Source organism: Metabacillus bambusae (assembly GCF_017497975.1).
Taxonomy (GTDB): domain Bacteria; phylum Bacillota; class Bacilli; order Bacillales; family Bacillaceae; genus Metabacillus; species Metabacillus bambusae.
The window spans coordinates 55,807-71,188 of the sequence record NZ_JAGDEL010000015.1 but is presented as its reverse complement, the minus strand read 5'-3'; the positions used below and the strand labels follow the sequence as shown (position 1 = coordinate 71,188).

17 protein-coding genes are annotated in these 15,382 nt (G+C 34.7%); 6 read left to right on the top strand and 11 right to left on the bottom strand.

Going from position 1 to position 15,382, the window contains the following annotated elements; all coding sequences use genetic code 11:
* Positions 1–6 precede the first annotated feature (6 nt).
* From I7822_RS18205 to I7822_RS18190, 4 genes are all read right to left on the bottom strand, one after another.
* A complete protein-coding gene (locus I7822_RS18205; protein WP_207980531.1) occupies positions 7–1,491 on the bottom strand; it encodes a PH domain-containing protein in 1,485 nt (494 codons plus the stop codon).
* Positions 1,488–1,928, bottom strand: coding sequence for a PH domain-containing protein (locus tag I7822_RS18200; RefSeq protein WP_307847804.1), 441 nt, complete (start codon positions 1,926–1,928; stop codon positions 1,488–1,490). Before I7822_RS18200 ends, I7822_RS18205 begins: the two co-directional genes overlap by 4 nt.
* A 92-nt stretch (positions 1,929–2,020) precedes the next feature.
* Positions 2,021–2,926 carry an ABC transporter ATP-binding protein gene (locus tag I7822_RS18195; protein WP_207980530.1) on the bottom strand — a complete coding sequence of 302 codons (906 nt, stop codon included), beginning with the start codon at positions 2,924–2,926 and terminating at the stop codon, positions 2,021–2,023.
* Entirely contained in the window at positions 2,926–3,615 is a 690-nt protein-coding gene (locus tag I7822_RS18190; RefSeq protein WP_207980529.1) for an ABC transporter permease, read from the bottom strand. The genes I7822_RS18195 and I7822_RS18190 overlap by 1 nt, the downstream gene beginning before the upstream one ends.
* 199 nt (positions 3,616–3,814) lie before the next feature.
* Between I7822_RS18190 and I7822_RS18185 the strand changes: the two genes are divergently transcribed.
* Together I7822_RS18185 and I7822_RS18180 are read left to right on the top strand one after the other, a co-directional pair.
* Positions 3,815–4,531 carry a response regulator transcription factor gene (locus I7822_RS18185; RefSeq protein ID WP_207980528.1) on the top strand — a complete coding sequence of 239 codons (717 nt, stop codon included), beginning with the start codon at positions 3,815–3,817 and terminating at the stop codon, positions 4,529–4,531.
* A complete protein-coding gene (locus I7822_RS18180) occupies positions 4,518–6,245 on the top strand; it encodes a sensor histidine kinase (protein ID WP_207980527.1) in 1,728 nt (575 codons plus the stop codon). The genes I7822_RS18185 and I7822_RS18180 overlap by 14 nt, the downstream gene beginning before the upstream one ends.
* A 381-nt stretch (positions 6,246–6,626) precedes the next feature.
* Here the strand turns inward: I7822_RS18180 and I7822_RS18175 are convergent, their stop codons facing one another.
* Entirely contained in the window at positions 6,627–7,067 is a 441-nt protein-coding gene (locus I7822_RS18175) for a cell wall hydrolase (RefSeq protein ID WP_207980526.1), read from the bottom strand.
* Between the two features lie 548 nt (positions 7,068–7,615).
* Here I7822_RS18175 and I7822_RS18170 point away from each other — a divergent pair.
* The 3 genes from I7822_RS18170 to I7822_RS18160 all read left to right on the top strand — a co-directional run bounded on the left by I7822_RS18170 (position 7,616) and on the right by I7822_RS18160 (position 9,920).
* Entirely contained in the window at positions 7,616–7,915 is a 300-nt protein-coding gene (locus tag I7822_RS18170; protein ID WP_207980525.1) for a hypothetical protein, read from the top strand.
* Between the two features lie 518 nt (positions 7,916–8,433).
* Positions 8,434–9,438 carry a DUF3231 family protein gene (locus I7822_RS18165; protein WP_207980524.1) on the top strand — a complete coding sequence of 335 codons (1,005 nt, stop codon included), beginning with the start codon at positions 8,434–8,436 and terminating at the stop codon, positions 9,436–9,438.
* 26 nt (positions 9,439–9,464) lie between these two features.
* Positions 9,465–9,920, top strand: coding sequence for a hypothetical protein (locus I7822_RS18160; protein WP_207980523.1), 456 nt, complete (start codon positions 9,465–9,467; stop codon positions 9,918–9,920).
* 315 nt (positions 9,921–10,235) lie between these two features.
* Here the strand turns inward: I7822_RS18160 and I7822_RS18155 are convergent, their stop codons facing one another.
* Together I7822_RS18155 and I7822_RS18150 are read right to left on the bottom strand one after the other, a co-directional pair.
* Positions 10,236–11,084 (bottom strand): aldo/keto reductase, encoded by an 849-nt coding sequence (locus tag I7822_RS18155; protein WP_207980522.1) that lies wholly within the window; start codon positions 11,082–11,084, stop codon positions 10,236–10,238.
* Positions 11,085–11,159: 75 nt separating this feature from the next.
* The gene (locus tag I7822_RS18150; RefSeq protein ID WP_207980521.1) at positions 11,160–11,594 is read right to left on the bottom strand and encodes a MerR family transcriptional regulator; all 435 of its coding nucleotides are present in this window, start codon (positions 11,592–11,594) and stop codon (positions 11,160–11,162) included.
* A gap of 358 nt (positions 11,595–11,952) precedes the next feature.
* Here I7822_RS18150 and I7822_RS18145 point away from each other — a divergent pair, with 358 nt between their 5' ends.
* The gene (locus tag I7822_RS18145; protein ID WP_207980520.1) at positions 11,953–12,210 is read left to right on the top strand and encodes a hypothetical protein; all 258 of its coding nucleotides are present in this window, start codon (positions 11,953–11,955) and stop codon (positions 12,208–12,210) included.
* A gap of 164 nt (positions 12,211–12,374) precedes the next feature.
* On the opposite strand, the gene I7822_RS18140 is transcribed toward I7822_RS18145, so the two are convergent.
* The 4 genes from I7822_RS18140 to I7822_RS18125 all read right to left on the bottom strand — a co-directional run bounded on the left by I7822_RS18140 (position 12,375) and on the right by I7822_RS18125 (position 15,375).
* A complete protein-coding gene (locus I7822_RS18140) occupies positions 12,375–13,205 on the bottom strand; it encodes a hypothetical protein (RefSeq protein ID WP_207980519.1) in 831 nt (276 codons plus the stop codon).
* A 123-nt stretch (positions 13,206–13,328) separates the two neighbouring features.
* Complete coding sequence (locus I7822_RS18135; RefSeq protein ID WP_207980518.1) at positions 13,329–14,159, bottom strand: DUF1835 domain-containing protein; 831 nt, start codon at positions 14,157–14,159, stop codon at positions 13,329–13,331.
* Positions 14,156–14,749 (bottom strand): hypothetical protein, encoded by a 594-nt coding sequence (locus I7822_RS18130; protein WP_207980517.1) that lies wholly within the window; start codon positions 14,747–14,749, stop codon positions 14,156–14,158. Before I7822_RS18130 ends, I7822_RS18135 begins: the two co-directional genes overlap by 4 nt.
* Positions 14,737–15,375 carry a hypothetical protein gene (locus tag I7822_RS18125; protein WP_207980516.1) on the bottom strand — a complete coding sequence of 213 codons (639 nt, stop codon included), beginning with the start codon at positions 15,373–15,375 and terminating at the stop codon, positions 14,737–14,739. The genes I7822_RS18130 and I7822_RS18125 overlap by 13 nt, the downstream gene beginning before the upstream one ends.
* Positions 15,376–15,382 lie beyond the last annotated feature (7 nt).

Below are 15,382 nucleotides of genomic sequence, written 5' to 3'. Positions count from 1 at the left end.
CATTAATTATAACTTAGTATCAATCTCGATTTCAATTTCATTTCGGCGCCCCATATACCACTTGTAAAATGAGTCAGCAAGGACTAGTGGCACATCATCAACACCAGCATGCTGGATCGGTTTGGCCCGATTGATAGTTCCAATAGTAGCAAGGCCGAGCAATTTTTGAAAGATATTCCGTGATACTTTCACTTCAATCACCTTATCTCGCTTTGAAATGAATAATGATGTAGTCCAACTACCTTTTTTGATTTGTATGAAGTTCTCATTCAAAATGTATAAAGTATTGAGGAAATCTAGCAATCTAAGTACATAGATTATGATAAACAGGCCCACAGATAGAATCCACCAAGCTTGCTCCACACTTAAAACAGTAGGCTTGAAATAAAAAAGTACCCCAGATACAACGAGCCCAAGCCAGCTTGGCTTAAACATTCGCACCCAAAGGGATGTCCTCGGGAGACGGTTCATCTTCTCTGTTACTTCATAGGCTGGTAAAATTTCTGAAATTATTCCATATGCACGTTTAATAGGTAAAAAGGGGTAAAGTGAGTTAATTTCTAATAACTCTTCCCCAGAACTCAAGCTCCCTGCACTGGTTAGTTTCACTTCAGCAAGTCCGAGCAACCTTTTCATGATGGACTGTTTTATTTCAATAGCTTGGACTTTTTCTTTTGAAATTGAAAATGCAGTTTCTTCAATTACACCTTTTGTAATGTAGATACGATCTTGATCTGAAGAGATTTCATATTTCCCATATTTAAAAAATGTCCTCGCGATTCCAAACATGGCAGAAGTAAAGACAACAACAATGATGAGAATCGTAACCATCCACCAAGAACTCAACAGCTTTGAGAGAATTCCTTCGGCTTCTTCTTCAACATGAAAGATTTCGTTCATTTTGAAATAAAAAGAACCAATTAGAGGAATAAGAAATAAAAAGCTAAGTGATGTAAAGGATGCTTCTAAAATTTCCTTTCTCGTCGGCTTAAAATGAATGGTTCGGTTTGGTTTTGGATTTGTAGGGATTGTCGCCAATTCATCACGAACAGCACTTGTACTATGCGCTTCCATACGATCTGCTTCTATAAGAGAAATGACTTCAAATTTAACAGTAGCAACCTCGCCAGTCATACCCGTTTCAAAACTTATAGATGTAACATTAAAAATCCGATGGAATAAAGAGGCATGCCGTTTGACGTTTTGAATTTTTGAAAAAGGTATAGTTCGCTCAGATTTTCTGAAAATTCCTTTATAAAGATGAAAGGACTGATCGTCAAGTTCGTATTTATGTGTGAACCATTTCAAAATTATTGAAATAAGGGTAATCCCGACAGCGAAAATAAAAATAATCCGGCCATATGTGATGAAGTTGGATTTATAGCCAGCTTTAATCACGAATAAAAAAACCGCAAAGAAAATGGAGCTTTTAACTAATTTTGATAAATCAAAAAGCATGAGAAGTGGATGGTATCGTTTTAGTTTAATCACTCCTCCACTTCCTTTACTTTTGCGTAGTGAGCAATCTGTGTTCTTAACTTGATAGCAACATCTTTAGATAGGGCAGGTATTGTATGAGACGAACCCATCGTTTCAATAGAAACTGAGCAGAGTCCATATTTTCTAAGTAATGGTCCTTGCTTGGTTGCAACCGATTGAATCTTTGTCATTGGAACAAGTTCATGCACTTCATTTAGTACACCTGATTTCAATTGTAAAAACTCTTCATCTACATCAAAGCGCCAGTTTTTATAAAGTAGAAAAGGGCTGATCAAAGACCAGACTCCTCCTAGCACAGAGATAGCTGTAATCCCAAGCAGAATCCAGCCGATCCACTCTTTCCAACCAAAATGAAAATCTAAATAAAGTAAAATTCCTAGAACGATAAACGCGATTAGATTCGTAATCAGTTCACTTAAAATCCACACTTTAATCGCATCCTTGGATAATCTATTTTGAGGGTAAATAAAATCACCGCCTTTATTTCTAATCCATTGTGCTATATATACTTATATTTTATCTATTCGTCCAGGAAGATTTCTTCAAGTGATGGTTCTTCTACATCTACACGAAAGACATCTACCTTACACTGATTAAATGCTCGAATCATATCAGCAATTTTTTTCTCATCCTCAATGGTGATAGTGACATATGGATCTTTTATTTCCAGATCTGTACCAACTGACTCCAGCCACTGATGTAATTTTACTTGTTCAGATTTTGGTACCGGAGAATGCTTGAGTTTCACAGTGATCGTCGACCTATAGAAGTTTCTGAGTTCCTCCATTGTACCAATTTTTACAATCTGTCCTTCTTTCATAATCGCAATTCTTGTGCATATTTTTTCTACTTCATCAAGATTATGAGATGTCATGAAAATGGTCTTGCCTTTTTTGTGCAGCTGATCGATCAGCTTATGGATGTGGATCACAGATTCAGCATCAAGACCTGAAGTTGGTTCGTCAAGAAAAACAAGTTCAGGGTCATGGATGATGGCTTGTGCAATACCAAGCTTCTTTTTCATACCAAATGAAAATTTTGCGGTTTTTTTATGAGCATGATCTTTTAGACCAACAAGTTGGAGTACTTCCATGCATCGCACTTTTGCTACTTGCTGACCCGAAAGCGCAGATAGGAATTTTAAATGCTCAATCGCGGTTAAAGATCCATAGAAAGTGGAGTAATCAGGCATGACCCCGATTCTCTTCTTAACTTGATTATTTGGGCCTTTTACACCTAAAAGTGTGTATGCTCCAGAGCTAGGTTGCATAATGTCTGTTAACATATTAATGAAAGTCGATTTACCAGCACCGTTGCGACCTAGAAAACCGAAGATTTCTCCTTGTTCCACAATAAGGTCAATACCCTTTACAATTGATACTGCTCCAAACGATTTCTTAAGCTGCTTTGTTTCGATTGCAATCATTAGAATGCCCTCCTTTTAAAAATTAGGTTAGCCATAAAAAGCATGACACCTGCAAATAAAAAGATCACAATAAAGGTATAGTCATTTCTCTCTAAATAATAAAATGGTGTGATAAGCTTTATCCAGCTCACCCAAATGTTCGAAGTAAAGGTTATCCAAAACCAAAATATAGGAAAAGATAAGCCAACTAAAACTCCAAGAAACATGGTATATCCAGGCTTAAGAATTAAGACTGAAAGCAGAATTGTTAAGGCTATGTAGTATGTTAATAAACTAATTGTCTGTAAAAAAATGAAAATATCAATCTTATGTGCAAAAATGCTGATAAGTAAAAAGGAAACAGTCACACAAACAAACCAAAATAGCCAAATACCTAAGAACTTACCATATAGAATGGAAGTTCGGGACGTTCTTGTTACTAAAAATCGCATCGTACGTTCATGTGTCTCACGGTTTATGCTATCGTGAGACAGGCTCATTACAAATAATAGTCCAAAGGTTAAGATAAGCATCAAAAGTCCAGCTGTGTGAATATTTTCAGCTTCCTTTGAAGAAAATTCAATCTCAGACATAAATACATTCGAAAACTTTGCTGAATAATAGGAGGTAATAAATAATATCGCAATCATAATGATTGACCTTATTCCCTTGAATAAGTTAAAAAACTCTCTTTTACTAATGACGTACATAACTGATTTCTCCCTTCCAATGTTTCATTCATATTTTGATCTTTTGATATTCCGTTTACTTCTTCTATCAATCTATCACGATTATACGTTTTCTTTCTTAAACCTCCTGAAACTTAACCTTAATTTTTCCTTAATTTCTCTTTTTTTCACGACTGAATGATATCATTACTTATATACCAGATAGAATAGGAGCATCCAAATGCAAGAGACACGATTATTAATCGTCGATGATGAACAAGCAATTTTACATATGTTAACCACGATTTTAAAAAGAGAAGAATTTAAACATATTGATACGGCTTCTAATGCAAAAGAAGCACTTTTATTATGTCAAACTAAACGATATGATTTAATTTTTTTGGATGTGATGTTGCCAGATCGCAGTGGTTTTGAAATTTGTCCCTTAATTAGGGAAACGACAGATGCACCCATTTTCTTTCTTACAGCAAGATCAACAGATTTGGACAAACTTTCAGGCTTTGCATTAGGTGCGGATGACTATATTACTAAACCATTTAATCCCCTTGAGGTGGTCGCAAGGGTAAAAGCACATTTACGCCGTCATTCAGGCAAGATCTCAAAAAGCTCGCAATCAATCTATCAATATGGAAACATACAAGTAAATACTCTCTCTGGAGAAGTTAATGTCAAGGGCAAAACTGTAGAATTAACTGCACAAGTTTACCAGCTATTTCTTTTCTTCTGTAAACATCCAAATCAGCTTTTTAGTAAAAGTCAGCTTTATGAAAAAGTGTGGGGGGAAGAATTTTTAGGAGAGGATAATACGGTCATGGTTCATATTCGAAAGCTTCGGGAAAAAATTGAGGACGACCCAAGTAAACCGATACACATTGTAACAGTAAGAGGACTTGGCTATAAATTCGTTCCAAATGGTGGAAGACATGAACATCAATAAACGATTTCTCGTACAGTTTTTTATACAATTAATCCTTACTTTCAGTATATTTCTCTTAGTTTTCTTGTCCTTCTGGGCGATTATTGGCTTTTCGATCATGAAAAATGAAGCTAATCAAGATTTATCCAAAGTGGATAGCTATTTTTTTTCTGACAGGATTACAATACAGGGTGAGATAGTTAAGATTGATGATGACTTAAAACAACTAGTAACAAATCAGAACGGTTGGCTTCTTATCCTAACAGCAAAAGGGAATGTTATTGGATCGTACAATGCACCGAAACAAATACCCGGACATTTTAAAGAAAGTGAACTAGCCTCATTAATACTACCAAATTCCCCTGCCACTGTGGAATATCAGTATTGGAAATTAGATGAAACGTCACCACAGCCATATTTTCTTTTATTCGGTAGAAAAAATTTAGAGACCAATATATTAAACGAGATTAAGGCAGATATCGATTGGAAAAATCATCATCTTAATCTTTCCGAATCTAGTCTTCAACAAATTGAAGAGGAAAAGGCTTGGGTCCAATTAATAAATTCAAACGGAAAGGTAGTGGATGGATACGGTACGAATCAGCAGCCGGTCACTTACTCGACGAAGGATCTACTCACCCTTCCGAAAACTAAAGATGATTCTATTGCAACTTACTTTGATGCAGAGACTGAACAGACGATTATGGTGGGTATACACGAATCGAATTCAGCCTCAAGTATAGAAGAAAGCCTGTTTAAAACGGTTAGTAATAGTATTTTAATCATTTTTATAGGGTTATTTCTTGTATTGTTAATAGTTACCTTTTGGTATGCACGTAAATTTGGTGTTCCATTGATTACGATGATGAAATGGATTCAAAATCTTGGCAGTGGTCTTTATGAGCAGCCTTTAGATTTGCATCAAAGGCCAATCTTGTTTAATAAAGAGGGGAAATTAAAAAGGAAGTACCGTCTGTATAAAGATCTAATTGCAACCCTATCACAATTAACAGTGGCTTTAAAAGAAAACGAAGCACAACGTCACAAAATGACTCAAACACGGGAAGAGTGGATCAGCGGTCTTTCCCATGACTTAAAAACACCCCTCGCCTCCATATCAGGCTATGCTCAGATGCTTGAAACTGAGAACTACTCGTGGACAAAAAGGGAGACAAAAGAGTTTGCCGGAATCATCGCCGAAAAGTCAGCATATATGATGGAATTACTTGAGGACCTAACATTAACATACCGATTGAAAAATCAAGCCTTACCAATTACAAAAGAACAAATCGACATTAACGACTTCATCCGTCGGGCTATTATCCATTTCATCAATGATCCGGCTAACAACGATAAAGAATTTATTTTTCACCCATACAATGGAGAAGTTTTTGCATCAATTGATCCAAAATGGTTTCAAAGGATTATCGATAATCTGATAGCGAATGCCATTAAGTACAATCCTTCAGGCACTGCAATTACAGTATCCATTTCACCTATTGAACAACATCTTTTGATTATCACGATCACAGATAATGGCAAAGGAATGGACAATGAAACACTCGATAAGCTCTTTCAGCGGTATTACCGCGGAACCAACACAAGCGATACAAGCAACGGAACTGGTCTTGGGTTGACCATCACGAAACAATTGGTCCAGCTTCACGGTGGATCAATTAATGTAAAAAGCACACCTCATAAAGGTACAACCGTTCGAATTATTCTCCCAATCTAATTGGATGATAATGAGAAATAACTAGGTTTTATTCAAAAGTGACAATATTTAGGATTATTACCTATTCTTCGACCTTCCTTACTCAAACTTTCAATGTCAGATGATTTTTTTCTTTTTGGCATCATAACTGATTTTCATAGTAATGATAAACTCAAAATTATACTTTGAGGAAAAACCATTATAAAAAGCCCAATTTCTTTTCAATTGGGTTTTTTCTTGACTCTATAAAAGCGGTACGATTTTCGTGAGAAAATCATATTAAACTGAGGAAGTTGAAGAGGCGATATGACATAACCACCACTTATTGTAGTAACACACCCGTTGATTTAGGTGCATTAAACATTCTGAAAATATGTAAAAAAGCCTACTCAAAGAGTAAGCTTATCCACTATAAACACTATCACATGTTCCAGCTTTTGGTTCATAATAACAATGATTTTTATATTGACCTGCAAAAGGTTGACCATACCATGTTGGAGGGCATGGAGCATATGGATTAAAATACCATAGAGCATATTTCCCTGGGTGTTGTCTCCAATAATCCAAATTCTGTTTTGCTAATCTTTTTTCAACAGATCGTGCTCTTTGATAAAATACATTACCTTTTTGGACAGCTTCAAAAGAATAATTTCCTCCTTGTACTTGATAAATGACTTGTGGAATTGTTCTTAAATCTTTAAAATCTAAACAACCTGCTTTAAGACGATTAACAATTACATTTCCTACATATAACATTCCTTGTTTTCCTTCACCTTCGGCTTCTGCTCTCATCATCCTTGCCATTAAGTCAACGTCTGAACTTTTGTAATTTACTCTTGGCATTTTTTCACCTCCAAAATATAATATGAAAAAAAGCCTATATTGATGTTATTGGTTATAAAATAAGAATGCTCAGTTTTATGAATTGTAAAACAGGAAATGTTAACTTCCTTTAACAAAATCCTATTCGTTATTAATCATTTCTTAAGATTTTTCTTACTGAATACATCATACATTTCCCCTTTTTTTCAACCAGTCCAATGATTATGATGATCAAATAATATCTGTCTTAAAACATTTGTACCCATACGAAAAAATACCGAAGGTCTACCAGGATTAATCCTGATTTCCCTTCGGTCTTTGACCAGACCTTTTTATTTAAGGACATGTTTTTTGTTTAAGCACAACGATTATTGGGTGTGTACTGTAGTTGTCAAAAATAGTTCTACACTCCCCCCTTCTCACAAACCCCTGTCATTCCTGCCTTTCTCCGATTTCCCCAATTTCTGTCGTTTAATTGGTTCTTCCCTAACTCACTCCTTTTTTCTCCTATTTTTTGTCAGAACCCTATTTTTTCAGGAAAATAAGTTGTTCCGTAGGAACAGGAATAAATGGGATTAGGAACAAGGTTTTCTCCTACCTTTTTCCGCCTTTTTTCTCTGGATTTCTTTCTTGAAATCGTTGATTTATCGGGCATTGTCATGCTTTTCCTCTTGCTTTTATTCATGCCTTTCTCATGCTTTTTTCTGGCTTTCCCTCCGCTTTTGGATACAAAAAAAAGAGGAAAACTGGAGAAGACACTCCGATTTTCACTCGTTTTAGGGAACGACTTATTTAACCAAGGGAACAGTTTATTTTGCTACGGAACACTTGGAATTTCCGATAACATAGAAGCAGAAAATAGGGTTTAGGGATAAGATAAAAGCCATCTACCTTTTATACAAAGCTCTATCGGCATCTGCGAAAAAGTCCTCTGATTTCAATACAAAAACCCTCTTCAAATTCTTAAGCCGAGAAGAGGTATTTTAAAGAATAAATTTTTACCACAGTTTAACACTAACCTTAGTGTTATCATTTAACACTAAACTTCAATGTGGAGGGATATACTTTGAATATTCTTTATAGCTTATTCTCAACCTTAATTATTTTGGGTATTAAAGTAGCATTCTTAATTAGTAATATAAATACCAGATTAGCATCTTTGTTTAGAATGCCATCTTTAACTTAGTCTTTGAGCTATTCTACAAAGTATTGTCTAATACACATTGTTTTGGAGAAAGGTGGGCATAGAAATATGCTCACTTTTTTATTAATTCGCTTTATTGGTTGGCTCAACTAATCATAGAGTTCTTCTAAATAAAAGCATGGAAAGGTTAAATAAATACATATCTCTTCCCGAATTTGAAAATAATATCTACGAGGTGATACTGTGGATGAAAATAAATTAAAACTCACATCTTCAGAAATAGGAACACTATGGGGAGAATATGTGAATGGAACAGCGATAGACATAGTAAATAAATATATGGTTTCTATTATTGAAGACGAGGCGATAAAAGCTATATTTGAGGATGCTATTAGTACATTTGAAAAACAAAAAAGGCAAATTGTTACTTTTATAAAGAACGAGGGATTTCCAGTACCAATTGGATTTACTGATTCTGACCTCTTTAAAGATAAACCAAGATTATTCACAGATATATTTTGCCTGAATTATTTACATATTATGACGTTACATGGTTTACTGGGACACAGCACTGCTTTAGCTGTTTCTGTTAGAAAAGACTTAAGGGACTTTTACGATTCATGCGATAACGATGCGAAAAAGATGTATCATCAAACCATTGAGTTATTGCTTGAGAAAGGAAGTTTTCAAAGAGACCCTTTATTTTATCCAGCCCAAAACCCTGAGTTTATTTCCAGCCAAGATTTTATAGATGGATTTTTTGGAAAGGGTAGAACTTTATCAGCAACGGAAATCATTAGTATTTCTTTTAACCTTAAAAAGAGCATTATGGCTAAAACACTGTCTATCGCATTCAGCCAGGTCGCTCAATTAAAGGAAGTAAGAAAGTTCTTAACTGATTCCGAGAAAACCGCTGATGGTCAAATTAAAACATTTTCAAAAATAATGCAAACGGATAACTTACCTGTGCCGAAATCTTGGGAAACAGAAGTGACAACTTCAACGGACTCTCCCTTTTCCGATAAGTTAATGCTGTACCATATTGGGTTCTTATTCCAGGCCGCACAAAATTATCATGGGGCAGGATTAGCATCATCTATGAGAACTGACCTTGTAACAGCTTATGAAGGGACTATTCTAAAAAATTTAATGGTTACAAAAAAATGGTATAACTTAATGGTGCAAAATAAATGGTTAGAACAACCGCCACTCGCCCCTAATAGAAAAGAAATTGCAAAAGAAGTATAGGATAAGCAGTTACATGGTTGTGTTTAATGAGTAAAAACATATTGGAAAAATTAATATGGAGCATCGCACTTCCTGGATTTGGACAATATTTAAACGGAAAGTATTTTAAAGGCACAGTCTTTTTGATACTTGAATTTCTGATTAATATTCAATCAAATTTCAATCAGGTTATACTTTTAAGTTTTCATGGGGAAATCAGTGATGCCATAAAACATGCAAATTATCAGTGGCTGATGTTTTACCCTTGTTTGTACTTTTTTTCAATGTGGGATGCTGTTAAAGATGCTGGTGGAGGTAAAGACCCTATATCTTTCCTTCCGTATGTATTCACTGCGTTTTTTGTGACAGTTGGTTTGATTTTTTCGCCAAACTTAGCGTTATTTGGAGTTTTATTAGGTCCTGTTTGGCTTCCAATTTTGTTTGTTATTCCTGGGGTGACATTTGGAATCATTATCAAGAAAATTACAAATAACATCCTTTGAAAACCATCCCCTTAAAAAGAGATGGTTTTTGTTTATTCCATCATCATTAGTGATTTCCGCTGGTGTCTTGTAAGAGCCAATGACAATTGTTCAAATGCTTGGTGGTGTATTGCTTTTAGGCTCAACATTTGTTAGCAAAAATAACTCTTAATAAAAACACGAGCTAAATAACGAAAAAGATAGTGGGAAGCATTCGTTTCCCGCTGTCTTTTATTTTAGAATGTTTTTATAAACAACACTCGGTCTTGTTTGATTCCACCATAATTGCTGTGTACTTGTTATAACCGCTAACCTATCTTTATAAAAGAATTTCTCTTATAAACCTAATTTTCTATCGGCTAACAGCTTAATCATATTTGGGTCAGCATGTGAGAAGAACTGGCTTTCTCCAATATTTAAGGTCGCAATGGCTGTTTTGTCTTCATCAGTCAAGCTGAAGTCAAAGACATCAATGTTTTCTGCCATACGTTCTGGATTTGTCGTTTTTGCTAAGACTACAATTTCTTGCTCCACGAGCCAACGTAAAATAACTTGTGCAATTGACTTGTTATATTTCTTACCTATTTCACTAAGAATTTCATTTTGAAAAATCCCATTTTTCCCTTCTGCAAAAGGGGCCCATGCTTCAAGACAAATTCCTTCTGCTTTTAACGCTTCAATAGCTTCTGTTTGTTGGTTGAATGGGTTAATCTCAATTTGGTTAATAGCTGGAGTTACTTCGTTGAATAATGATAAATCTACTGCTCGGTCAACCGCAAAATTTGAAATACCAATGGCACGTATTTTCCCTTCCTTTTGAAGTTCTTCCATTGCTCTCCACGCACCATAAACATCATTATAAGGCTGGTGTATAAGTAATAAGTCAATATAGTCTAAGCCAAGACGATTAAGTGAACCTTGAAAAGAATTCATTACGCCATTATACGACACATTTTCAATCCATATTTTCGTTGTAATGAAAAGCTCTTCACGAGTAATACCTGAATTTTTAATTCCTAATCCGACTTCCTTCTCATTCATATATGATTGTGCGGTATCAATATGACGATATCCAGCTTTGATAGCATCAATCACCGCTTGTTCTGTTTTTTCTGCAGGGATTTGGAATACTCCAAAACCTAAAATTGGAATTTCAACTCCATTATTGAGTTGTACAGTTTTCATACTTTCTACCTCCTAATTGCTTACTTAATTACATAAGCTACTATAAACTATGGAGTTAGCTCCATAGCAAGAAATTTATTCGCCCTTTTTGAAATGTTTCATCTCCCATAACTTCTCCACTTTATCTTCCGTCAATTCACCACTTTTGAACTTCCTCATATGAACATCATAGGTATCAATCTTATATTGTAATAGGGAGCGTACTTCTTTCATTTTCTCTATATTTTTTTCAATTTCCTCTAACTGGTCAACCAATATTTGTTTTTGAGCTTCCTCCACATTTTGGGTTTCTCTAAGCCTCGCAAGTGAAGCGAATTCAATCAATGACTCAATGGATAATCCTGCCGAACGAAGACTTTTTACAAGAAAAATCCAATTCAAATCACTGGTTTGATAATTACGATAACCATTTTTATCACGTGTAACTGGTGGTATCATACCAATTCTTTCATAGTAACGAAGAGTGTCGACCGATAGGTCAAACATTTCTGCAACTTGTTTACTGTTCATAATGTTCCTTCCTAAACTTTTTTAAATTTATCTTACCCCCGATTAAAAAAAGAGAACGTAAGTCTCCGTGCTTTAGCAACGAGCTATTAAGGAGGTAACTTCTTCAACTCCTTCGTTAGTTGAAGAAAAAGCAACATCTTACATATACAATATCTTTCATAAAGAAAACCTTATTTCTCTGATTTCAATAAGAATTTTTAAGTTTAATGTTATATTATAATAAAAAAACATTTACAAGAGGTGAAGAACTTGAATCTTCTCACCATATGTATTGCCATCATACTCAGCCTGTAATGGTCTAAATTATTCTTTGGGGGACTTATACAGGCTGAGCCTTATCCCAAGGAGTTGATGGCAATTGAAACCACATCAAAAGAATCGAAGTCGTGCTTATTATCGACATCATCGAAGAAGAGTAATTCGGCGTAAAGCTAAAATTGCAGAATATAACGGGTGGTATGTACCCTCCAATGGATATTTTGCAAAAGGGAAAGTGCATTGTTCGTGCTGGATGTGTTCCCAAAAAACGAATAAAGATGGATTTCCTCATTCCCAAGTCATCCAATTAGAACGCCTGAACAGCCAATTATCTGATTATTATAGCGAAGAGGAATAATAACCTCATTAAAGAAGAGCAGTTTGGATTTTCTGCTCTTCTTTGGTTTTATTTATCGCTTTTTAATTTATTTAAATCTCTTCTTAAAACTTAAAGATTGTCTAAATCAGTTAAACCGCCTTTAGCCATTGGTATAATTATAGTCTACTTAGAGGTGTAATTTTTTATAAAGCATCAATAACCTTAGTACGATACTCTTCCCAATAGTTCTCTTCATCTCCCCATATACTGTGCAACCATATATACATCAAAATAATTTCAAGGTACTGCTTCTTTCCTTTTATAAAAGGTTTCTTTGAAATCTTTGTATAAAGTGAATTTAAATTAAATAGATTTGTTTTTTGCTTATAATCATAAATATATGGTTGCCACTCTTCATTGCTCTTAATTTTATGTTTTGATGGCCATAAGGAATCGTCATTAAAAAATCGTGACAAATAATCTGAAGCAAAAGCCCAAATATTCACTTTGTACTTATTCCAAGTATTTCCTAACCACTCGTTGATTTCTTCGGTTAAAAATACTGAAGGGGTATTTATTTCTTTTTCACTTTCAATCCTATGGTAATCTTTTATAAAGAGGAATAACATTTCTGTTTGGCCTTTTAAAAATGAGTTCTTTTTTATTAACTGAGCATAAGCATCATAAGAACAACTTCTAAACTCTTCCTCTTTATTGTAAAGGAAAAATAGTTCATCCTTCTTGAGAAAACTTATTACAGAGCGATGGATATGCTTTTCATGTACATCATAGATATTAACTAACCATTCCTGAATCTCTTTATCATACATTTCCAATTGATTTCTAAACTTTACTAAACGCTCTTCGTTTAAAAATGTCTTTTGTTCCATCTCTTCAATATTTAAATATTGATTAAAATACTCAAAAACGTAATTCACACAAATTCGCATGTTATCCATTCTTGCATCAATATCATATTCATTTATTTTATCTTCTCTTTTCCTTTTTGAAATATATTCTTCAAGAGAAAGCATCTGATTTTTCACATCCTATTTACTTTTCCATAAAGTTCATTATTAAATCCTATATAACTGGATTCAATCTCAAACTTGCAAATGCACACACTAAATGAAGTTCATCCCCTTCAATTCAGACTATCACTTTTTTAATCTCACACTATAAAAACGCATCGCTTCAAGACTGCCTTCCGACTCAAATATTCCTGCTTCTATCAGCCATTTAAGTCGATATTCAAGAAACGAATCACCTACATACTGTTCTAAGTGTCCGAGAACATGACCGATTAGTCTTGCTGATTTCATAAAGCCATTTAACTTCGGTTTTCTATGTAGATATTTCGCACTTTGGATAATAAATTGGTCATAATAGTCTTCAGGGACACTCTGAATCCTTCCGTTTCTCCATATTCTTAATGTTTCTTGACTTTCTGATAGGGACAGCCATTCTTTTTCTAAATCCTCTCTATCATGGTCTGTAAAGAACTTTCCACGACTCTGTTCATATATGATTTGGAGTTTTTCAGGGGATATCTCACCTGAATGAAGTGGAGTATATTTAACTTTTTTCACCTGAAATAGCTCTTCGTACTCTGCTGTCGTGTTGATAAGGCTGATATCAACATTTTTTTCCTTTAAAAGATAAACAACAAATCGCAACCCTGTCTGTTCATGTGCGTTATCAGAAGTCCAAATTGTTATATGAACTCCCTCTGGTATAGAGTTGATTTGGTTAATTGTCTTTTCAAACCCTTTTTTATAATCGAGAAATTCATCATATTCATCCGTAATTATTTTTTTCATCCATTCAAACCTGGCCTCTTTACCACTTTCCTCATGCAACTGCCAGACTGGCCCAATAGAGAACATGTCCCAAAAAGAGATGACCTTTTCCTTTTTATCAAGACCCATTTCCCTTAAAACATATTTTAAACTACCTGAAGCTGATGCTCCGAATAGAATATGTATCATATTTTTGAATTCCTCTCTACTTTAGCAATAAAATATTTTTCAGCACCACTTATATTATTCCACTCAATCTTATACTCATGATTAAGATGATACGTAATATCCTTCTTACCAGTCGGTTTTTGAATTGTTCCCTTTAACCGCTTTTCTTTCCTGAAAAGACGATAAATCCCTTCCTCGCCCTTATTGCTGTAAAATAACGGGTCATTTACAACAACCAAGCAATACGAATCTGAAAAACCTGCATCTACCAGTTCTTCAAGGAACTTAATATCCTTACACATTGAAAACATCTGCTCTGGATACTGACCGTTTGTTGGATACTTAATCTCAATACAATGTTTTTCTTCCGTAGCAGGATTAAAAACAACAATATCCATTTCCTTCTTTAGAAAATGACCTTTATCCAATCCAAAATAATTGATATTCCGTTCTAATTGAATTTTATATTCTTTCGGCAAATCGGCTCTTAAGAAAATTGCTAATTCAAATTGGATGCTAAACTCGTTGTAAATCTCTATAGTGCCATCGGAAACCTGATTCATGAACCCAACTACTTGAGCTTGTAAATCCAAGTCGTTCACCTCTTGCATAAGTTTTCTCTTTGAAACGGAGCAAAATCTTCTTCAAAGCACATATAACAGTAGCCTGACTGGTCTTGATTGAAAATGGCATTTCTCTCCTCAATTAATCCTTTAGGCGTGATACAATACGCACGAACTCTTTGTAAATCGAGTTCATCATCATGATAGCGATAAACCATTAAGACATTTGACTTTTGAACTTTATTCTTTTGAAGAATCAATTCGTTAAGATAATCCATTCTTTCAGCAGATTCTACGTATTGTATCCCAACAACATTATGTGGAATATAGGCATCTTCTGTTTTTGAAAATAACTTTTCAACCGTTTCGATATCCCTCCTTGGGAGACTCTCCCTCTCCAAATGTAAGGCAAGATATAAAAACTGTTCATCATCAATTCGGGCATCCCGCTTCCACCAAGATAAATCCATTGGTCGGGAACGCCCTTTCGATTTATCAAACTTGGAATCTTCTACAAATGCATCGAAGCCAAGGAACTCTCCTAATTGAGCAAAATAGTCAATTTCCCTTTTTGTAAACATAGAGATATTATGTAAGTGGGACAAATTCATTCTGCGATAATTACGCACATATCCATCAAAAAATTGCATGAGATTAAAATATTGCTTCTCCAAATTAGTC

What these genes read in the sequence shown, in the direction of transcription:
- I7822_RS18195 (WP_207980530.1), bottom strand. Translation starts at nt 2,926, where the DNA reads ATGATTGCAATCGAAACAAAGCAGCTTAAGAAATCGTTTGGAGCAGTA.
- I7822_RS18190 (WP_207980529.1), bottom strand. Translation starts at nt 3,615, where the DNA reads ATGTACGTCATTAGTAAAAGAGAGTTTTTTAACTTATTCAAGGGAATA.
- I7822_RS18185 (WP_207980528.1), top strand. Translation starts at nt 3,815, where the DNA reads ATGCAAGAGACACGATTATTAATCGTCGATGATGAACAAGCAATTTTA.
- I7822_RS18180 (WP_207980527.1), top strand. Translation starts at nt 4,518, where the DNA reads ATGAACATCAATAAACGATTTCTCGTACAGTTTTTTATACAATTAATC.
- I7822_RS18175 (WP_207980526.1), bottom strand. Translation starts at nt 7,067, where the DNA reads ATGCCAAGAGTAAATTACAAAAGTTCAGACGTTGACTTAATGGCAAGG.
- I7822_RS18170 (WP_207980525.1), top strand. Translation starts at nt 7,616, where the DNA reads ATGGGATTAGGAACAAGGTTTTCTCCTACCTTTTTCCGCCTTTTTTCT.
- I7822_RS18160 (WP_207980523.1), top strand. Translation starts at nt 9,465, where the DNA reads ATGAGTAAAAACATATTGGAAAAATTAATATGGAGCATCGCACTTCCT.
- I7822_RS18155 (WP_207980522.1), bottom strand. Translation starts at nt 11,084, where the DNA reads ATGAAAACTGTACAACTCAATAATGGAGTTGAAATTCCAATTTTAGGT.
- I7822_RS18150 (WP_207980521.1), bottom strand. Translation starts at nt 11,594, where the DNA reads ATGAACAGTAAACAAGTTGCAGAAATGTTTGACCTATCGGTCGACACT.
- I7822_RS18140 (WP_207980519.1), bottom strand. Translation starts at nt 13,205, where the DNA reads ATGCTTTCTCTTGAAGAATATATTTCAAAAAGGAAAAGAGAAGATAAA.
- I7822_RS18135 (WP_207980518.1), bottom strand. Translation starts at nt 14,159, where the DNA reads ATGATACATATTCTATTCGGAGCATCAGCTTCAGGTAGTTTAAAATAT.
- I7822_RS18130 (WP_207980517.1), bottom strand. Translation starts at nt 14,749, where the DNA reads ATGCAAGAGGTGAACGACTTGGATTTACAAGCTCAAGTAGTTGGGTTC.